The organism is Microbacterium sp. cf046 (genome assembly GCF_900114345.1).
In the GTDB taxonomy this organism is placed as follows: Bacteria; Actinomycetota; Actinomycetes; order Actinomycetales; family Microbacteriaceae; genus Microbacterium.
Genome location: NZ_FOZJ01000002.1, coordinates 726,006 through 742,851, shown reverse-complemented (window position 1 = coordinate 742,851; position 16,846 = coordinate 726,006). Strand labels below are relative to the sequence as shown.

The 16,846-nt window shown below is 69.4% G+C and carries 13 protein-coding genes, 1 tRNA gene and 1 other RNA gene; 8 read left to right on the top strand and 7 right to left on the bottom strand.

Annotation, left to right across the window (positions count from 1 at the left end):
• Nucleotides 1-66: 66 nt before the first annotated feature.
• The 6 genes from BM349_RS09760 to aceE form a co-directional block, all read right to left on the bottom strand.
• Nucleotides 67-1,305, bottom strand: coding sequence for a beta-ketoacyl-[acyl-carrier-protein] synthase family protein (locus BM349_RS09760; RefSeq protein WP_091706650.1), 1,239 nt, complete (start codon nucleotides 1,303-1,305; stop codon nucleotides 67-69).
• Between the two features lie 78 nt (nucleotides 1,306-1,383).
• Nucleotides 1,384-1,632: an acyl carrier protein gene (locus tag BM349_RS09755; protein ID WP_091706648.1), complete on the bottom strand. Its 249-nt coding sequence runs from the start codon at nucleotides 1,630-1,632 to the stop codon at nucleotides 1,384-1,386.
• A gap of 67 nt (nucleotides 1,633-1,699) precedes the next feature.
• Nucleotides 1,700-2,701, bottom strand: a complete 1,002-nt coding sequence (locus tag BM349_RS09750) for a beta-ketoacyl-ACP synthase III (RefSeq protein WP_091706646.1) — start codon at nucleotides 2,699-2,701, stop codon at nucleotides 1,700-1,702.
• 13 nt (nucleotides 2,702-2,714) lie between these two features.
• Entirely contained in the window at nucleotides 2,715-3,629 is a 915-nt protein-coding gene (locus BM349_RS09745) for an ACP S-malonyltransferase (protein WP_091706644.1), read from the bottom strand.
• Nucleotides 3,630-3,714: 85 nt separating this feature from the next.
• Nucleotides 3,715-4,911, bottom strand: a complete 1,197-nt coding sequence (locus tag BM349_RS09740; RefSeq protein ID WP_254773811.1) for a PucR family transcriptional regulator — start codon at nucleotides 4,909-4,911, stop codon at nucleotides 3,715-3,717.
• Between the two features lie 29 nt (nucleotides 4,912-4,940).
• Nucleotides 4,941-7,667: a pyruvate dehydrogenase (acetyl-transferring), homodimeric type gene (gene aceE, locus BM349_RS09735; RefSeq protein ID WP_091706639.1), complete on the bottom strand. Its 2,727-nt coding sequence runs from the start codon at nucleotides 7,665-7,667 to the stop codon at nucleotides 4,941-4,943.
• A gap of 151 nt (nucleotides 7,668-7,818) precedes the next feature.
• Here aceE and BM349_RS09730 point away from each other — a divergent pair.
• From BM349_RS09730 to rnpB, 5 genes are all read left to right on the top strand, one after another.
• Nucleotides 7,819-7,891: transfer RNA gene (locus BM349_RS09730), tRNA-Val, on the top strand.
• A 41-nt stretch (nucleotides 7,892-7,932) separates the two neighbouring features.
• Entirely contained in the window at nucleotides 7,933-8,664 is a 732-nt protein-coding gene (locus tag BM349_RS09725) for a zinc ribbon domain-containing protein (protein ID WP_091706637.1), read from the top strand.
• Entirely contained in the window at nucleotides 8,661-9,104 is a 444-nt protein-coding gene (locus BM349_RS09720) for a reverse transcriptase-like protein (RefSeq protein WP_254773810.1), read from the top strand. The genes BM349_RS09725 and BM349_RS09720 overlap by 4 nt, the downstream gene beginning before the upstream one ends.
• Nucleotides 9,091-10,824: a bifunctional 3'-5' exonuclease/DNA polymerase gene (locus BM349_RS09715; protein WP_254773809.1), complete on the top strand. Its 1,734-nt coding sequence runs from the start codon at nucleotides 9,091-9,093 to the stop codon at nucleotides 10,822-10,824. The genes BM349_RS09720 and BM349_RS09715 overlap by 14 nt, the downstream gene beginning before the upstream one ends.
• Nucleotides 10,825-10,880: 56 nt before the next feature.
• Nucleotides 10,881-11,250: RNase P RNA component class A (gene rnpB / locus BM349_RS09710), an RNA gene on the top strand.
• Between the two features lie 91 nt (nucleotides 11,251-11,341).
• Here the strand turns inward: rnpB and ppgK are convergent.
• On the bottom strand, nucleotides 11,342-12,103 hold the full coding sequence (gene ppgK, locus BM349_RS09705; protein ID WP_091706629.1) for a polyphosphate--glucose phosphotransferase: 762 nt from the start codon (nucleotides 12,101-12,103) through the stop codon (nucleotides 11,342-11,344).
• A gap of 91 nt (nucleotides 12,104-12,194) precedes the next feature.
• Between ppgK and BM349_RS09700 the strand changes: the two genes are divergently transcribed.
• The 3 genes from BM349_RS09700 to BM349_RS09690 are packed head-to-tail and all read left to right on the top strand — an operon-like array spanning nucleotide 12,195 to nucleotide 16,815.
• Nucleotides 12,195-12,425 (top strand): hypothetical protein, encoded by a 231-nt coding sequence (locus BM349_RS09700; protein WP_091706626.1) that lies wholly within the window; start codon nucleotides 12,195-12,197, stop codon nucleotides 12,423-12,425.
• A 33-nt stretch (nucleotides 12,426-12,458) separates the two neighbouring features.
• Entirely contained in the window at nucleotides 12,459-13,796 is a 1,338-nt protein-coding gene (gene glnA / locus BM349_RS09695; RefSeq protein WP_091706623.1) for a type I glutamate--ammonia ligase, read from the top strand.
• A 16-nt stretch (nucleotides 13,797-13,812) separates the two neighbouring features.
• On the top strand, nucleotides 13,813-16,815 hold the full coding sequence (locus BM349_RS09690; RefSeq protein ID WP_091706621.1) for a bifunctional [glutamine synthetase] adenylyltransferase/[glutamine synthetase]-adenylyl-L-tyrosine phosphorylase: 3,003 nt from the start codon (nucleotides 13,813-13,815) through the stop codon (nucleotides 16,813-16,815).
• Nucleotides 16,816-16,846: the final 31 nt, after the last annotated feature.

Genomic DNA, 16,846 nt, shown 5'->3' with positions numbered 1-16,846 from the left:
CTGAGACGGAAGACGCCCCTGCTGAGGCTTACAGCGGGGGCGTCTTCGTGCGTGGATGGGGCCGGATCAGACCGAGGAGAACGCCACCACGGCGTTGTGACCGCCGAACCCGAACGAGTTGCTGATGGCGAGCTGCGGGGCATCGCCGAGGGGGATCGGCGAACCGGAGATCCGAAGCGGGATCGCAGGGTCCTGCGTGGTGAGGTTGATCGTCGGCGGCGCCTGGCCTTCGCGCAGGGCGAGGATCGTGAAGATCGCCTCGAGCGCACCGGTTCCACCGAGCAGATGCCCGGTCGATGCCTTCGTGGCCGAGACCGGGATCTCGTGCAGCCGGTCGCCGAAGACACTCAGCAGCGCCTTGTACTCGGCGATGTCGCCCGTCGGCGTCGAGGTGGCGTGCGCGTTGATGTGCGTGACGTCATCGACCGACGCGTCGGCCGCCTCCAGCGCGAGGCGCACGGCCCGAGACGCGCCGAGGCCCTCTGGCTCGGGCGCGGTGATGTGGTACGAATCGGCGGTCACGCCGCCGCCGACGACCGCGGCGTAGATCTTGGCGCCACGGGCACGGGCGTGCTCCTCGGTCTCCAGCACCAGCGCGGCCGCGCCCTCGCCCATGACGAATCCGTCCCGGTCGACGCTGTACGGCCGGGACGCGTGCGACGGGTCGTCGTTCCGCTTGGACAGGGCCTGCATAGACGCGAACGATGCGACGGTGATCGGATGGATGGCCGACTCGGTGCCACCGGCGATCACGACGTCGGCAAGACCCAGGCGCAGGTGCTCGAGGGCGTTCACGATGGACTCCGTGCTCGACGCACAGGCCGATGCGACGGTGCGCGCGTAGGCGCGGGCGCCGAGGTGCATCGAAACCGCGGCGGCCGCAGCGTTCGGCATCAGCATCGGGACCGTCATCGGCATGACGCGCCGAGGACCCTTCTCCCGCAGCGTGTCCCACGCGTCCAGCAGCGTCCAGACGCCGCCGATTCCGGTCGCGAAATCGACGCCGAACCGTTCGGGTTCGACATCGGGGGCGCCGGCATCCGCCCATGCCTCGCGTGCCGCGACCAGCGCGAACTGCGAAGCCGGATCGAGGCGCTTGGCCTCGGGGCGCTCGAGGACGGTGTCAGGGCGTACGACGGCCTCCGCGGCGAAGGTCACGGGCAGGTCGTACTGTTCGACCCAGTCGTACTCCAGAGTGCTGGCGCCGGATGTGCCGGCGAGCAGTGCCGACCAGCTCTCGGGGGCTGTGCCGCCGATCGGCGACGAGGCACCGATCCCGGTGACGACGATGCGAGACGTGCTCATATGCGGGAGTCCTTGTGTCTGATGCCGACGGTTACGCGGTGTGCCGGTGGGGGCCGACCGGCCCCCACCGGAGTGCGCTCACGCCTGGTTCGACGTGATGAAGGTGACGGCGTCGCCGACGGTCTTGAGGTTCTTGACCTCGTCGTCGGGGATCGTGACGCCGAACTTCTCCTCGGCATTGACGACGATCGTCATCATCGAGATCGAGTCGATGTCGAGGTCATCGGTGAACGACTTCTCGAGGGCGACCTCGTCGGCCGAGATCCCGGTCTCGTCCGTGATGAGCTCGGCGAGTCCCGCGAGGACCTCGTCGTTGCTGAATGCCATGGTTTCTCCTGTTCTTCGGGGGTGGCCCGTCGGGCCCTGTTCAGTCTAGAGTCGGGGGTCGTCTGCTTCAGGGCAGGACGACGACCTGCGCGCCGAACACCAGCCCGGCACCGAAGCCGATCTGCAGCGCGAGTCCGCCGCTCAGCTCCGGGTGCTCCTCGAGCAATCGGTGCGTCGCGAGGGGGATGGATGCCGCAGACGTGTTGCCGGTGGTCTCGATGTCGCGGCCGATCACGACCGTTTCGGGCAGGCCGAGCTGCTTGGCGAACTCGTCGATGATCCGCATGTTCGCCTGGTGCGGGACGAACGCGGCCAGGTCGGATGCCTCGACGCCCGCGGCTTCGAGCGCCTGACGTGCGACCTTGACCATCTCCCAGACGGCCCAGCGGAAAACGGTCGGGCCCTCCTGCCGCAGGGTCGGCCACGGCGCCTGGCCGTAGCGGAACTCGTTGAGCGTGTGGTTCATGCCGACCGCGTCGGCCTTGGATCCGTCCGAACCCCATACCGTCGGCCCGATGCCGGGCGTGTCGCTGGGACCGATCACCACGGCGCCGGCGCCGTCGCCGAGCAGGAACGAGATGCTCCGGTCTGCGGGGTCCACGACGTCGCTGAGCTTCTCGGCGCCGACCACCACGACGTAGTTCGCGGCGCCGGCGCGGATCAGGGCGTCCGCCTGCGTCACGCCGTAGGCGAAGCCGGCGCAGGCGGCATTGAGGTCGTATGCCGCGGCGGGATTGGCGCCGATGCGGTCGGCCACGATCGCCGAGACCGAGGGCGTCTGCTTGGGGTTGCTGATCGTCGCGACGATCACCGCGTCGACCTGCTGCGGCTCGATGCCCGAACGTGCGATCGCCTCGGCGGCCGCATCCGTCGCCAGTTCGATGGCCGTGGTCTCAGGAAGTGCGCGTGTGCGTGTGACGATGCCCGTCCGCTGCCGGATCCACTCGTCGCTCGAGTCGATCGGACCGATGAGGTCGTCGTTGGGGACGAACACCTCACCTCGCGCGGCGCCATAGGAGTAGATGCGCGTGTGGGCGGGCCCGGTCGGCTGGATCAGCATGCGAGTCATTCGGTGTCTCCGGTCATGCGTCGACGCCGCTCAGGAGCGACTGTGCGGCAGGAAGATCATCGGGCGTCTTGACCGCGACGCTCGGCACGCCGCGAAGCGCGCGCTTGGCGAGGCCGACGAGCGTGCCTGCGGGGGAGAGCTCGACGATGCCGGTGACGCCGTCCGCCCCGAAGGACGCCATGCAGAGGTCCCATCGCACCGGCGAGGCCACCTGGTCCACGAGCAGGTCGAGGAACTCGGCGCCTGCGGCGACGCCGGAACCGTCCGAGTTCGACCAGATCGTCACGGCTGGATCGGCGGGGGCGACGGTCGCGGCAGCCTGCCGGAGGGCGTCCACGGCGGAGCCCATGTATCGGGTGTGGAAGGCGCCGGCGACCTGCAGGGGGATCACCCGGGTCCCGGCAGGCGGCTCGGCAGCAAGCGTCTGAAGGGCGTCCAGGGCGCCCGCGGCGACGAGCTGGCCGCCGCCGTTGTAGTTCGCGGGAGTGAGGCCGAGCTCGTCCAGTCGGGCGACGTTGGCCGCCTCATCCCCGCCGATGATTGCGCTCATTCCGGTCCGCTCGGCTGCCGCCGCCTGCGCCATCGCGCGGCCGCGGATGCCGACGAGTCGAAGCGCGTCCTCCTCGGTGAGCACGCCCGCTGCGGCGGCCGCGGCGAACTCTCCGACGGAATGACCCGCCACCCCGGCGATGCGGCTGCGATCGCCGAGCGCTCCCCACGAGAGCAGGCTCGCGGCCACGATCAGCGGCTGCGCGACCTGGGTGTCCCGAATCCGGTCCGCGTCCCACTCCGTTCCGGCCGCGATCAGGTCCACACCCGACCATTCGGAGTAGGCCGCAAGACGGTCGGCTGCGCCGTCGAGCTGCAGCCAGGGGGCGAGGAACCCAGGGGTCTGCGAACCCTGCCCGGGGAAGACGGCGATGATCACCTTCCCATCCTGCCAAGGATCAGTCGACGGCTTCTGGCGATCTCGTCACAAGAATCGTCACAGCCTTTGTGCGCGCCGTACATGATCACGGCGTCGCGCGTCGCGCGGACGGGAGTCTCCTGCGCGTCGAGTCGGTGCCGATGGAGCCGAGGATGAGCGCAGTCTGAAGGATGAGTGCTTCGCGCGGGCCGGTCGCGTCCCATCCGATGACGTCCGAGACGCGCTTGAGGCGGTAGCGGACGGTGTTCGGATGCACGAACAGCTCGCGCGCCGTTGCCTCGAGGGATCGTCCGTTGTCGAGATAGCTCCACAGCGTGGTGACCAGGTCGGCGCTGTGCGACTGGAGTGGACGGTAGATGCGCTCGACGAGGGTCTGCTTCGCGAGCGGGTCGCCGGCCAGTGCCCGCTCCGGAAGGAGGTCGTCTGCCTCGACGGGTCGTGGCGCGTTGCGCCAGGCGCGCGCGACGGCGAAGCCCGCGAGGGAGGCGCGGGCGCTCTGACTCGCATCGACCAGGGCCGGCACAGCCGGACCGAGCACGAGATAGCCGGGCCCGAAGCCGGGCTCGAGGCGCTTGGCGATCTCGGGGAACGGCAGCTCGGGTTCGTCGTCGGTCCGGCCGGGCAGCTCAGCACGGCCGAGAACGAGGACGAGACGGGAACCCTGCACTCCGATCAGCACGTCGACGCCGAGCTTGCGGGCGCTCCGGCGCAGCTGATCGACGTCGAACAGCGGGGGAGTCGTCCCGACCAGGACCGCGACCTCGCCGTGGCCGTGCCATCCGAGGGCGGCGATGCGGCTCGGCAACTCCTCGTCGGCCTCTCCGGTCAGGATCGAATCAACCACCAGGGCCTCGAGACGCGCGTCCCACAGGCCCCTCGCCTCGGCGGCCCGGGCATACACATCCGCGGCGGCGAAGGCGACATCTCGGGAGTAGAGCAGGATGCCTTCGCGGAGGTCGTCGCCCTTGCCGACGAGCCGCTCCTCGGTGACTTCGACCGTGACGCGGATGAGCTGGAGGGTCTGCGTCAGGCTGACGCTGCGCAACAGCTCACGGGGCGCGGCGGCGAAAATGTCGGCGGCGATCCAGGGCGTCGACGTCGGGTCGTCGTACCACTGGATGAACGACGAGATGCCGGCCTGGGCGACCAGTCCGACCGCCGAACGCCTGGCCGGCGGCATCTCCGCGTACCAGGGGAGGGTGTCCTCGAGACGCTTGATCGTCGCGCTCGCCAGATCGCCCGAGATCCGCCGCAGCCAGGCGAGCGTTTCGGGCTTGTCCATCTGAGCGGGACGGGAGACCATTCCTGCGGTCAGCTCTCGCCGCCCGCGTTTCCGCTGGTGCCGGCGGTCACATCGTGCAGGCGGTACTTCTCGATCGCCTGTGCGGCGAGCGACCGGTCGACCACGCCGTCCTCCGCGAGCGACTGCAGGGTGCGGACCACGACGGACGGACCGTCGATCTTGAAGAAGCGTCGGGCGGCCGGGCGCGTGTCGGAGAAGCCGAAGCCGTCGGCTCCGAGCGTCGCGAAGCGGTTCGGCACCCACGGGCGGATCTGGTCCTGCACTGCGTGCATGAAGTCACTGACGGCGACGACCGGACCCTCGGCATCCCGGAGCTTGTCGGAGATGTACGCGGTGCGCGGCTCGTCGTCGGGGTGCAGGAAGTTGTGCTGGTCGGCGGCGAGGCCGTCGCGGCGCAGCTCGGTCCATGACGTGACCGACCAGACGTCCGCGATCACACCCCAGTCGTCCTTCAGCAGCTGCTGCGCCTCCAGCGCCCACGGCACGCCGACACCGGATGCCATCAGCTGCGCGCGCGGACCATCGCCCTCCCCGACGGAGATGCGGTGGATGCCACGCACGATGCCGTCGACGTCGACATCGGCCGGCTCGGCGGGGTGCACGAGCGGCTCGTTGTAGACCGTGAGGTAGTACATGACGTTCGGGTCGGGGTGCTGCCCGCCGTACATGCGGTCGAGACCGGCGCGCACGATGTGCGCGATCTCGTAGCCGTACGCCGGATCGTAGGAGATCGTCGCGGGATTGGTCGCCGCCAGCAGGTGCGAGTGCCCATCCGCGTGCTGCAGTCCTTCACCGGTCAGCGTGGTGCGACCGGCGGTCGCGCCGATGATGAAGCCGCGCGCCATCTGATCGCCGGCTGCCCACTGGGCGTCGCCGGTGCGCTGGAACCCGAACATCGAATAGAAGATGTAGACCGGGATGAGCGGCTCGCCGTGCGTGGAATACGACGTCCCGACACCGGTGAACGCGGCCAGGGCGCCCGCCTCGTTGATGCCGACGTGCAGGATCTGCCCCTGCGGGCTCTCCTTGTACGCCAGGAGGAGCTCGCGGTCGACGGACGTGTAGTGCTGCCCGTTCGGGTTGTAGATCTTCGCCGTCGGGAAGAAGGCGTCCATGCCGAACGTCCGCGCCTCATCGGGGATGATCGGCACGATGCGGTGGCCGAAGTCCTTCGAGCGCAGCAGGTCCTTCAGCAGCCGGACGAACGCCATGGTGGTGGCGATCTCCTGAGTGCCCGAGCCCTTCTTCGGCTGCGAGTACGCGGAGTCGTCAGGGAGCGTCAGGCCGACGTGCGTCGAGCGGCGGGAGGGGACGAACCCTCCCAGCGCACGCCGGCGCTCCATCAGGTACTGGATGGTCTCGTCCTGCTGGCCCGGGTTGAAGTACGGGGGCAGGTACGGGTTCTCCTCGAGCTGACCGTCCGAGATCGGGATGTGCATCTCGTCGCGGAAGTGCTTGAGGTCCTCGAGGGTCATCTTCTTCATCTGGTGAGTGGCGTTGCGACCCTCGAAGTGCTTGCCGAGACCGTATCCCTTGATCGTCTTCGCGATGATCACGGTGGGCTGGCCCTTGTGCTCGACGGCCGCCTTGTAGGCCGCATACACCTTGCGGTAGTCGTGTCCGCCGCGCTTGAGGCCCCAGATCTGGTCGTCGGTGTAGTCCTTCACCAGCGCGAGGGCGCGCTCGTCGCGCCCGAAGAAGTTCTCACGGACGTACGCGCCGCTCTCCGTCTTGTACGTCTGGTAGTCGCCGTCGGGCGTGACGTTCATGAGGTTCAGCAGCGCACCGTCGGTGTCGCGGGCGAGGAGCTCGTCCCATTCGCGGCCCCACACGACCTTGATCACGTTCCAGCCGGCGCCGCGGAAGAAGCTCTCCAGCTCCTGGATGATCTTGCCGTTGCCTCGGACCGGACCGTCCAGTCGCTGCAGGTTCGCGTTGACCACGAACGTGAGGTTGTCCAGACCCTCGTTCGCCGCGACCTGGAGCTGACCGCGGCTCTCGACCTCGTCCATCTCCCCATCGCCGAGGAACGCCCAGACGTGGGAGTCCGAGACGTCCTTGATGCCGCGGTTGGTGAGGTACTTGTTGGTCATCGCCTGATAGATCGCGTTGATCGGGCCGAGGCCCATCGACACGGTCGGGAACTGCCAGAAGTCCGGCATGAGGCGCGGATGCGGGTAGGAGGGAATGCCGTTCGGCGCCGCAGACTTCTCCTGGCGGAACCCGTCGAGCTGCGCCTCGGTGAGCCGTCCCTCGAGGAACGCGCGCGCGTAGGTGCCGGGGGAGGCGTGCCCCTGGACGAAGATCTGGTCGCCGCCGGAAGCGTGGTCCGCGCCGCGGAAGAAGTGGTTGAAGCCGACCTCGTACAAGGCGGCGGAGGAGGCGTACGTCGAGATGTGTCCGCCGACGCCGATTCCCGGGCGCTGCGCCCGGTGGACGGTGACGGCGGCGTTCCAGCGGATCCACGCCCGGTAGCGGCGCTCGATCTCCTCGTCGCCGGGGAAGTCCGGCTCGTTCTCCGGGGCGATCGTGTTGATGTAATCGGTCGTCGGCACCATCGGCACACCGAGGTGCAGATCCTTGGAGCGCCTCAGCAGGCTGAGCATGATCTCGCGCCCGCGGCCGTGGCCTTTCGCGGCGACGAGCTGCTCGAGGGATTCCTGCCACTCGGCCGTCTCGTCGGGATCGCTGTCGAGGGTGCCCTGAGAGTACGGATCCTGGTCGTGGACAGTCACGGAAGACCTTTCGTCGTCTGGCAGATCGTGCCAGGTAATCGCATGCGATGCGGCGCAGGCTTTGTTCGCCATGCACAATGCACCGTCACTCAGCCTAGCGAGTCCCCGGCCCGCGCGACGCCGATGCGGTGGCTCTAGACTCGGACCCGAGGGGCCTTTAGCTCAGCTGGTAGAGCGCCACGTTTACACCGTGGATGTCGTCGGTTCGATCCCGGCAGGGCCCACCGCATCCGGCCACCGGATCACGCGAGGTAGGTTGGGACGCGTGAACGCCACCCCCTCGGATCAGCGCCGACTCCTCGAGGTCGCCGACCTGGACACCCGCATCCGCAAGGCGGACGCCGCGCGCCGCAACCCCCCGCAGGCCGAGCGCGTCCAGGCGCTGATCGCGCGCCGCCATGAGCTCGCGCAGGAGCTCACCACACGCCTCGGAGTGCGCGATGATCTGCGCGCGGACCTGTCGCGCGTCGAGTCCGATGTGGCCCTGGTCGACGCACGCCGCACCCGGGACACCGAGCGGCTCGCATCGACGAGCAACGTGAAGGAGGCCCAGGGTCTGGAGAGCGAGCTGGGATCGCTCGCGCGTCGCAAGAGCGACCTCGAGGATGCCGAGCTCGAGATCATGGAGCGTCTCGAAGCGGCCGATTCCGCCGTCGCCGAGCAGGAGGCGCTGATCGCGGAGACCAATGCCGAGGGGGCTGCGCTCAGCGCCGAAGCCAAGCGCGTCGTCGCCGAGGCGACCACAGCGTTCGAGGGCGCGACACGGGACAGGTCGGCCGTGGCCGGCATCATCGCAGCGGATCTGCTCGCGTACTACGAACGCGTCGCTGCGCGCAGCTCAGGAGCCGCCCTGCTGCGCCGTGGCACGTGCGAGGGATGCCGGATGGTGCTCGCCGGCACCGACATGCAGACCGTCCGCCTCGCTGCCGAGGACGCCGTCGTCACCTGCCCCGAATGCGGCTGCATCCTGGTCCGCACGGAGGAATCCGGTCTGTGACCCGGCGCCTGGTCGTCGAAGCGGACGGGGGCTCGCGCGGCAATCCCGGGATCGCCGCCGGGGGAGCGGTCGTGATCGACGATGCGTCCGGTGCCGTGCTCAGCGAGATCGGCGTGTACGTCGGCGTCGCCAGCAACAACGTCGCGGAGTACAGCGGCCTGATCGCGGGACTCGATGCCGCGGTCCAGCTCGACCCGGCGGCATCCGTCCACGTACGGCTGGACTCGAAGCTCATCGTCGAGCAGATGACCGGGCGGTGGAAGATCAAACACCCCGACATGCAGCAGCTGGCGGCGAAGGCGAGAACGCTCATCGAAGGCCGTGATGTCTCGTTCGAGTGGGTGCCGAGACTCGAGAACAAGCGCGCGGATGCTGCCGCCAACGAGTCCATGGATCGACGAGAGAGCTTCCGCCGGGACCTCGACGGTGGACAGGACTGACGGCGCGAGCTGGGTCGTCCTCGGCCGGGTCGAGGGGCGCGTCACGGCCGTCACGCTCGGCGCAGACGGTGCCGAACTCGACCGGATGACCCTTCCCGTCCCTGATCTGCCCGCCTGGGTCGGAGCGCTCGAGACCGCGGCAGCGGTGCGCTGGGTGTGGAGTGACGCTCCGCGGTGGTACGCCGACCTGCTCGCCGCCGGCGTGCGCATCGGTCGATGCCATGACCTGCGCCTGTGTCACGCGATCCTCCGCGACTCCGAGCTGGTCGCCGCGCATGCGCCGGTGCGGGTCGCCTCCGCCTGGGACGCGGCACCCTTCGTCGCAGGCGCCGAGTCCGCACCCGCCCTGTTCGAGCTCGGCTCATCCGAGGATGAGCCGAGCGGCCCACCCGAGGATGTCGATGAAGCCGTCGCCGAGTTCGCGCGCCAGCGCGAGGCGATCGACGGATCGGAGGATCCCGGGCGGCTCCGCCTGCTCGCGGCCGCCGAATCGGCCGGCGCCCTCATCGCGGTGGAGCTGCGCGCCGCCGGGCTGCCGTGGGATGCACCGACCCACGATGCGATCCTCACCGACGTGCTGGGCCGGCGACCCGTGGGAGGCGGCACGCCCGAGAAGCTCGAAGACGCGGCAGCCAGGGTGCGGGCCGCGCTCGGCGACCCGGTCGCAAGCCTGGATTCCCAGCCCAAGCTGCTGCGCTCGCTGCATCGAGCGGGCATCCTGGTCGAATCCACCAGCAGGTGGGAGCTCGCCGAATATCGGCATCCCGTCATCGAACCCCTTCTCGAGTACAAGAAGCTGTCGCGACTGGTGTCTGCGAACGGGTGGGCATGGCTGGCCGAATGGGTGCACGAGGGTCGATTCCGGCCCGTGTACGTCCCCGGTGGCGTCGTGACGGGAAGGTGGGCCTCGTCCGGCGGCGGCGCGCTGCAGCTTCCTCGTCAGCTGCGCGCGGCAGTGCGGGCCGACCCCGGCTGGCGGCTGGTGATCGCCGATGTGGCGCAGCTGGAGCCGCGAGTGCTCGCCGCGATGGCTCGCGACGAGGCCTTGGCCGATGCGGCCCGGGGAAAGGATCTCTACGCCGGGATCGTCGAGACGGGCGCGGTCGCGCTGCGCTCCGAGGCCAAGATCGCGATGCTCGGCGCGATGTACGGCGCGACCACCGGTGACAGCGGACGGCTCGTTCCCGGGCTTCGGCGCACCTTCCCCCGCGCGATGGCGCTCGTGGACGACGCCGCGCGGACCGGCGAGAACGGCGGTGTCGTCTCGACCTGGCTGGGCCGCAGCTCGCCCCCGCCGTCCTCCACGTGGCACGAGGCGCAGTCGCGCGCGAGCGATGTGGACGCATCCGGGGTCGACGAGACCCGGGCCCGCCGATGGGCGCGCGATCGGGGCAGATTCACGCGGAACTTCGTCGTGCAGGGCACGGCGGCGGAATGGGCGCTCGCCTGGATGGCCGATCTGCGCGGCCGACTGGCCGCCATCGCGCCGGTCGGCGACGCGGATGCCGCGCCGCGCTCCGGTCCGATCTTCTCGACGCGTCCGCACCTGGCGTTCTTCCTTCACGACGAGGTGATCGTCCATGCCCCCGAGGAGCACGCGGAGGCGGCCGCAAGCGCGGTGCGCGAGGCGGCGGCCGCGGCCGGGCGCCTTCTGTTCGGCGACTTCCCGATCGACTTCCCGCTGGAGCTGCGCATCTCCGAGAGCGCGGAGAAGGACTGACCGGGCTCATCGCGCCGGCCGCGTTCAGGCCGCGAGACTAGACTCGGCTCCGCGAATGGGTCGGCTGGACGGTCGCGTCGCTCGCGGTTCGCCGCGCAGCGCCGAGGAACGTCCGGGCTCCACAGGGCAGGGCGGTGGGTAACACCCACCCGGAGCGATCCGCGAGACAGTGCCACAGAGAACAGACCGCCTCGGCTTCGGCCGGGGTAAGGGTGAAACGGCGGTGTAAGAGACCACCGGGGTCGTGGTGACACGACCCGCAAGGTAAACCTCGCCCGGAGCAAGGCCAGACAGAGGATGTTGACGCGGCTCGCCGAGTCCTCGGGTAGGCCGCTGGAGCGGCACGGCAACGTGTCGCCGAGAGAGATGACCGTCCACGGGGCTTCGGCCCCCGGACAGAACCCGGCGTACAGGCCGGCCCATTCGCCCTCTCGTGCCACCGAGACTGCATCCGCGCCCCGAGAGCGTGGCGGACACCCGCAGTCTCGGGCGCCGGTTGAGGTCTCGTGGTCGCCGGTCAGTCGAGAGCCAGCGCGGCGGCCCCGATGATTCCGGCGTTGTTCCGGTGCACGGCCGGCACGATCGGCGTGTTCAGCTTCAGCAGCGGCAGGAACGAGTCGGCGTGCTTGGAGACGCCGCCGCCGACGATGAACAGGTCGGGCGTGAAGAGGAACTCGACGTGGCTGTAATAGACCTGCAGGCGCTTGGCCCACTCGTTCCAATCCAGGGCGTCACGCTCCATCGCGGAGTATGCCGCGAACGCCTCGAAGTCCTTGCCGTGCTTCGCGCGCTGCAGGTGACCGAGCTCCGAGTTGGGCACCAGAACCCCGTTGTAGATCATCGCGGAGCCGATGCCGGTGCCCAGCGTGGTGAGGATCGTCAGGCCCCCGACACCCCGGGCGGCTCCGTAGCGCATCTCGGCGACCCCGGCGACGTCGGCGTCGTTCGCGAAATGGATGTCACGCCCCAGGCCCTCTTCGAAGAACCTCTCGGCTTCGAATCCGATCCACTTCTGCGAGACGTTGGCGGCAGACAGGGTGCGGCCGGACTTGACGATTGCGGGGAACGCGACACCGAGGGGGATCGCATCGTCGAGGACGCCGAGCGTCTCGAGGACCTTCAGGACCGCCGCGAGCACGTCCTTCGGCTCGGCCCCGGCCGGCGTGGCGACCTTGATCCGATCGCTCAGGAGCGTCCCAGCCTCGAGGTCGACGATCGCTGCCTTGATGCCGGTTCCGCCGATGTCCACACCGACTGCGCGGGTCTTGTCCGTTGCCATGGGGCCAGCCTATCCAGGAGCGCGCGGCCGGTCAGTAGGATCGAGCGAGTGAACCCTTCGACGGATTCGGGGATCACGAGAGGAGCGGGACGTGAGCGGGGACGCCGAGAAGTACTGGTACAACCTCACGACGGGTGAGGTGGAGCACGGCTATGTGTCTCCGCACGTCGATCGTGCGGGCCCCTTCGACACTGCCGAAGAGGCTGCCCGCGCCCCCGAGATCATTCGCGAGCGTTCGCGCGCCTGGGCCGAGGAGGACCGGCGCGACGACGCGCCGAGCTCCGCGCCGCCGGCCGAGCCGCTCGAAAACGACGAGAACTGACCCCGGCCGCGCGCCGGGACCGAAGGGGATTCGATGGACAAGCAGCGTGACTTCGTTCTGCGCACGATCGAGGAGCGGGGCGTCAAGTTCGTGCGGCTCTGGTTCACCGATGTGATCGGCACGCTCAAGTCGGTGGCGATCGCCCCGGCCGAGGTCGAAGGCGCATTCAGCGAAGGTCTGGGCTTCGACGGCTCTGCGATCGAAGGCCTGACGCGCTCCTACGAGTCGGACCTGCTCGCGCACCCCGACCCGACGACGTTCCAGATCCTCCCGTGGCGCGGTGAGATCGATCCCACGGCGCGCATGTTCTGCGACATCACCACACCCGACGGCCAGCCCGCCGTCGCGGACCCGCGCCATGTGCTCAAGCGATCGCTCGCGAAGGCCGCCGATGCCGGCTTCACGTTCTACACGCACCCCGAGATCGAGTTCTACCTGCTGAAGTCGTCGTCGTTCGGACCGGACGGCCCTGAGCCGGTCGATTCGGCAGGCTACTTCGACAACGTGCCCGGCGGCACGGCGCACGACTTCCGTCGACGCTCGGTGCGGATGCTCGAGGACCTCGGCATCTCCGTCGAATTCAGCCACCACGAGGGCGGACCCGGTCAGAACGAGATCGACCTGCGGTACGCCGACGCCCTGGCGACGGCCGACAACATCATGACCTTCCGCACCGTGATCAAAGAGGTCGCGATCGAGCAGGGCGTGTACGCGACGTTCATGCCGAAGCCGCTGGGCGGCAAGCCCGGCAGCGGCATGCACACGCACATGTCGCTCTTCGAGGGCGACGTCAACGCGTTCTACGAGGAAGGTGCGACCTACCAGCTCTCCAAGACGGGACGCCACTTCATCGCCGGGCTGCTGCGTCATGCCGGCGAGATCTCGGCCGTGACCAATCAGTTCGTCAACTCCTACAAGCGCCTCTGGGGCGGAGACGAGGCGCCGAGCTTCATCACGTGGGGCCACAACAACCGCTCGGCGCTGGTGCGCGTCCCGATGTACAAGCCCAACAAGGGGCAGTCCTCGCGCGTCGAGTACCGTGCCCTGGATTCCGCCGCGAATCCGTACCTGGCGTTCGCGCTCATGCTGGCTGCCGGGCTCAAGGGGATCGAAGAGGGCTACGAACTGCCGCCCGAGGCCGAGGACAACGTGTGGTCGCTCACGGATGCCGAGCGTCGCGCGCTCGGCTACGCACCGCTGCCTGCGAGCCTCGACCACGCGCTGGAGTACATGGAGGAGTCCGAACTGGTCGCCGAGACGCTCGGCGAGCAGGTCTTCAACTACGTGCTGCTGAACAAGCGCAAGGAGTGGCAGGAGTACCGGTCGCAGGTCACCCACTTCGAGCTGAAGAGCAACCTCGAGATGCTCTGAGCTCGCGCGCGAGACGATGTCCACGAGCGAACGGTCGCAGTCACTCACCCACCTCGCACGGATCGGGTTCAGTCGCCTCGCCGAGGCCGAGGCCGAGCTCGTCGAACTCGAAGACCTCCTCGGGGTCGCCAGGGACTCGCTGATCGCTCCCGCCTCTCGAGCCGCGGATCCGGATTCCGCCGTGTCGGCGCTGACCCGGATCGCGCGCCGGGACGCGGCATCCCTCCGCTCGCTTCATGATGAGCCCGGCGGTTGGCGGGCCCTGTGGGCCCTGCTCGGCGCGTCGACGGGGTTCGCCGATTTCTACCTCCGTCATCCCGAGGAGCTCACCCATCTCGGCGGCGCCGGCCCATCCCTTCCGACGGGCGAGGAGATGCGCGCGACCCTGCTCGCCTCGGTCGGCGCGGAGGACGGGTTCTCCGCCGACGCGAGCGACGCGTCGTGGGTCGCCCTCCGGGTGCGATACCGCCGGCTCCTCGCGGCCATCGCGGCATACGATCTGCTGAGCGACGCGCCCGTGGAGGGGCTCGCGGCCGTCGCGGCGAGCTTGGCGGATGCTGCTGGAGCGGCCCTGGAGGCGTCGCTGTGCGTCGCACGGACCAGGGTCTCGTCCGGGGGAGCCGGGGTCGGACTGTTCGACCGAGCGCACGTCGCGGCGACGCGGCTCGCGGTGATCGGGATGGGGAAGACCGGTGCGCGCGAGCTGAACTACGTGAGCGATGTGGACGTCATCTTCGTCGCCGGATCAGATGACGGGCTGGTCGACGAGATCGGCGAGAGCCGGATCGTCGACATCGCGACGCGCCTCGCGGTCCAGACGATGCGAGGCATATCGGGGGTCGAGATCGAGCCTCCGCTCTGGGAGGTCGACGCGAACCTCAGGCCCGAGGGCAAGCAGGGAGCGCTCGTGCGCACGCTCGAGTCCCATCTGTCGTACTACGACCGCTGGGCCAAGAGCTGGGAGTTCCAGGCGCTGCTGAAGGCGCGCCCGATCGCCGGAGACGCCGAGCTCGGCGACGCGTACGTGCGGGCCGTGCAGCCCAAGATCTGGACGAGTGCCGCTCGCGAGAACTTCGTGGACAGCGTGCAGCGGATGCGCGAACGTGTGACCGAGCACATCCCGGCGGGCGAGGTGCCCTACCAGCTGAAGCTCGGACCCGGCGGCATCCGCGACATCGAGTTCACCGTGCAGCTGCTCCAGCTCGTGCACGGGCTGTCGGATGACCGGATCCGTCAGCGCGGCACCCTCGAGGCGCTCGACGCGCTCGTCGAGCAGGGCTACATCGGCCGGGCGGAGGCGGGGACCTTCTCGCACGACTATCGCGTGCTGCGGCTGCTGGAGCACCGGGTCCAGCTGCGGCACCTGCGCCGCACGCACCTCATGCCCGCGCGCCCCGACGAACTGCGCGTTCTGGCGCGCGCATCGGGGATCGCGGAGTCGGGCGAGAAGGTGTGGGAGACGTGGGAGAAGGTCAAGCGCGAGGTCCGTGACATCCACGTCCGCCTCTTCTACCGCCCCCTGCTCTCCGCGGTCGCCGCGCTTCCGGCGGAGGAGCGCTCGCTCTCGCCCGCGCAGGCGCACGACCGTCTCGCGGCGATCGGGTTCATGGACCCCGTGGGGGCGCTCCGCCACATCGCCGCGCTCACGAACGGGCTGAGCCGAGGCGCGACCATCCAGCGCCACCTCATGCCCGTCATGATCCGCTGGTTCGCCGACGGCGTCGATCCCGACTACGGCCTGCTCGCGTTCCGTCGCATCAGCGAGCGGCTCGGCAGCACACCGTGGTTCCTGCGCATGCTGCGCGACTCATCCGGGGCGGCGGAGAGCCTCACGCGTGTGCTGTCCAGTTCGCGCTACGTCGGTGAGCTCATGGAGTGGATCCCCGAATCCGCCGCGTGGCTGGACGACCCCGAACTGCTCCGGCCCCGTACGGGAGTCGCCCTGCAGGAGGAGGCGCGCGCGATCCAGTCCCGTCACGAGACGATCGATGACGCGATGCGCTCCGTCCGCGCACTGCGCAGGCGCGAGCTGCTGCGGATAGCGATGTCCGCGATCCTCGGCATGTCGACGATCGAGGAGGTCGCGACCGCACTGACGACCGTCACCGAAGTCACGATCCAGGCGACGCTTCGCGCCGTGCGGCGCGAGATCGTGCCCGCGGAGGATGCCGCGCTGGACTTCTCGGTCATCGCGATGGGACGGTTCGGCGGCGCGGAGCTCGGCTTCGGGTCGGATGCCGACGTGATGTACGTGTATCAGCCGAACGGGGTCGACGCCCAGCGGGCGCATGAGCTCTCGCTGCAGATCGTCGCCGGCCTGCGGAAGCACTCCGAGGACCAGCGCGTCCCGCTCGACCTCGACGCAGGTCTGAGGCCGGAGGGCCGGAACGGTCCGGTCGCCCGGTCGCTCGCCGCGTACGGCGAGTACTACCACCGCTGGTCGCTCTCGTGGGAGGCGCAGGCGCTGCTGCGTGCTCGTGGCGTCGCAGGCAGCGTGAAGCTCGTCCGCGCGTTCACGTCATTGGCCGACGACGTCCGGTATCCGGCATCCGTCGACCCGCAGGGACTGCGCGAGATCAAGCGGATCAAGGCGCGCGTCGAGAACGAGCGACTGCCGCAGGGCGCCGATCCCAGCCGTCACCTCAAACTCGGACCCGGATCGCTCAGTGATGTGGAGTGGCTCGTGCAGCTGCTGCAGCTCGAGCATGCGCATCGGGTCCCGGGCATGCGCACGACATCGACCCTCGGTGCGCTTCGCGCTGCCCAGGACGCCGGATTGGTCGCCGAGTCATCGGCCGACCGGCTCGCCGAGGCGTGGCGCCTGGCGAGCCGCCTGCGGTCGGCCAACACGCTCCTGTCGGGCCAGACCAGCGATGTGCTGCCGACCGACCGCAAGCGGCTGGACGGCATCGGCCGCCTGCTCGGCTACCCGCCCCGGTCGGCGACGCAGGTCGAAGAGGACTATCTCGGGACCACCCGCCGTGCGCGGCGGGTCTTCGAGCGCCTGTTCTACGGCTGAGCGCCGAGAACCCCGAGTCGTCGGAGCGCGA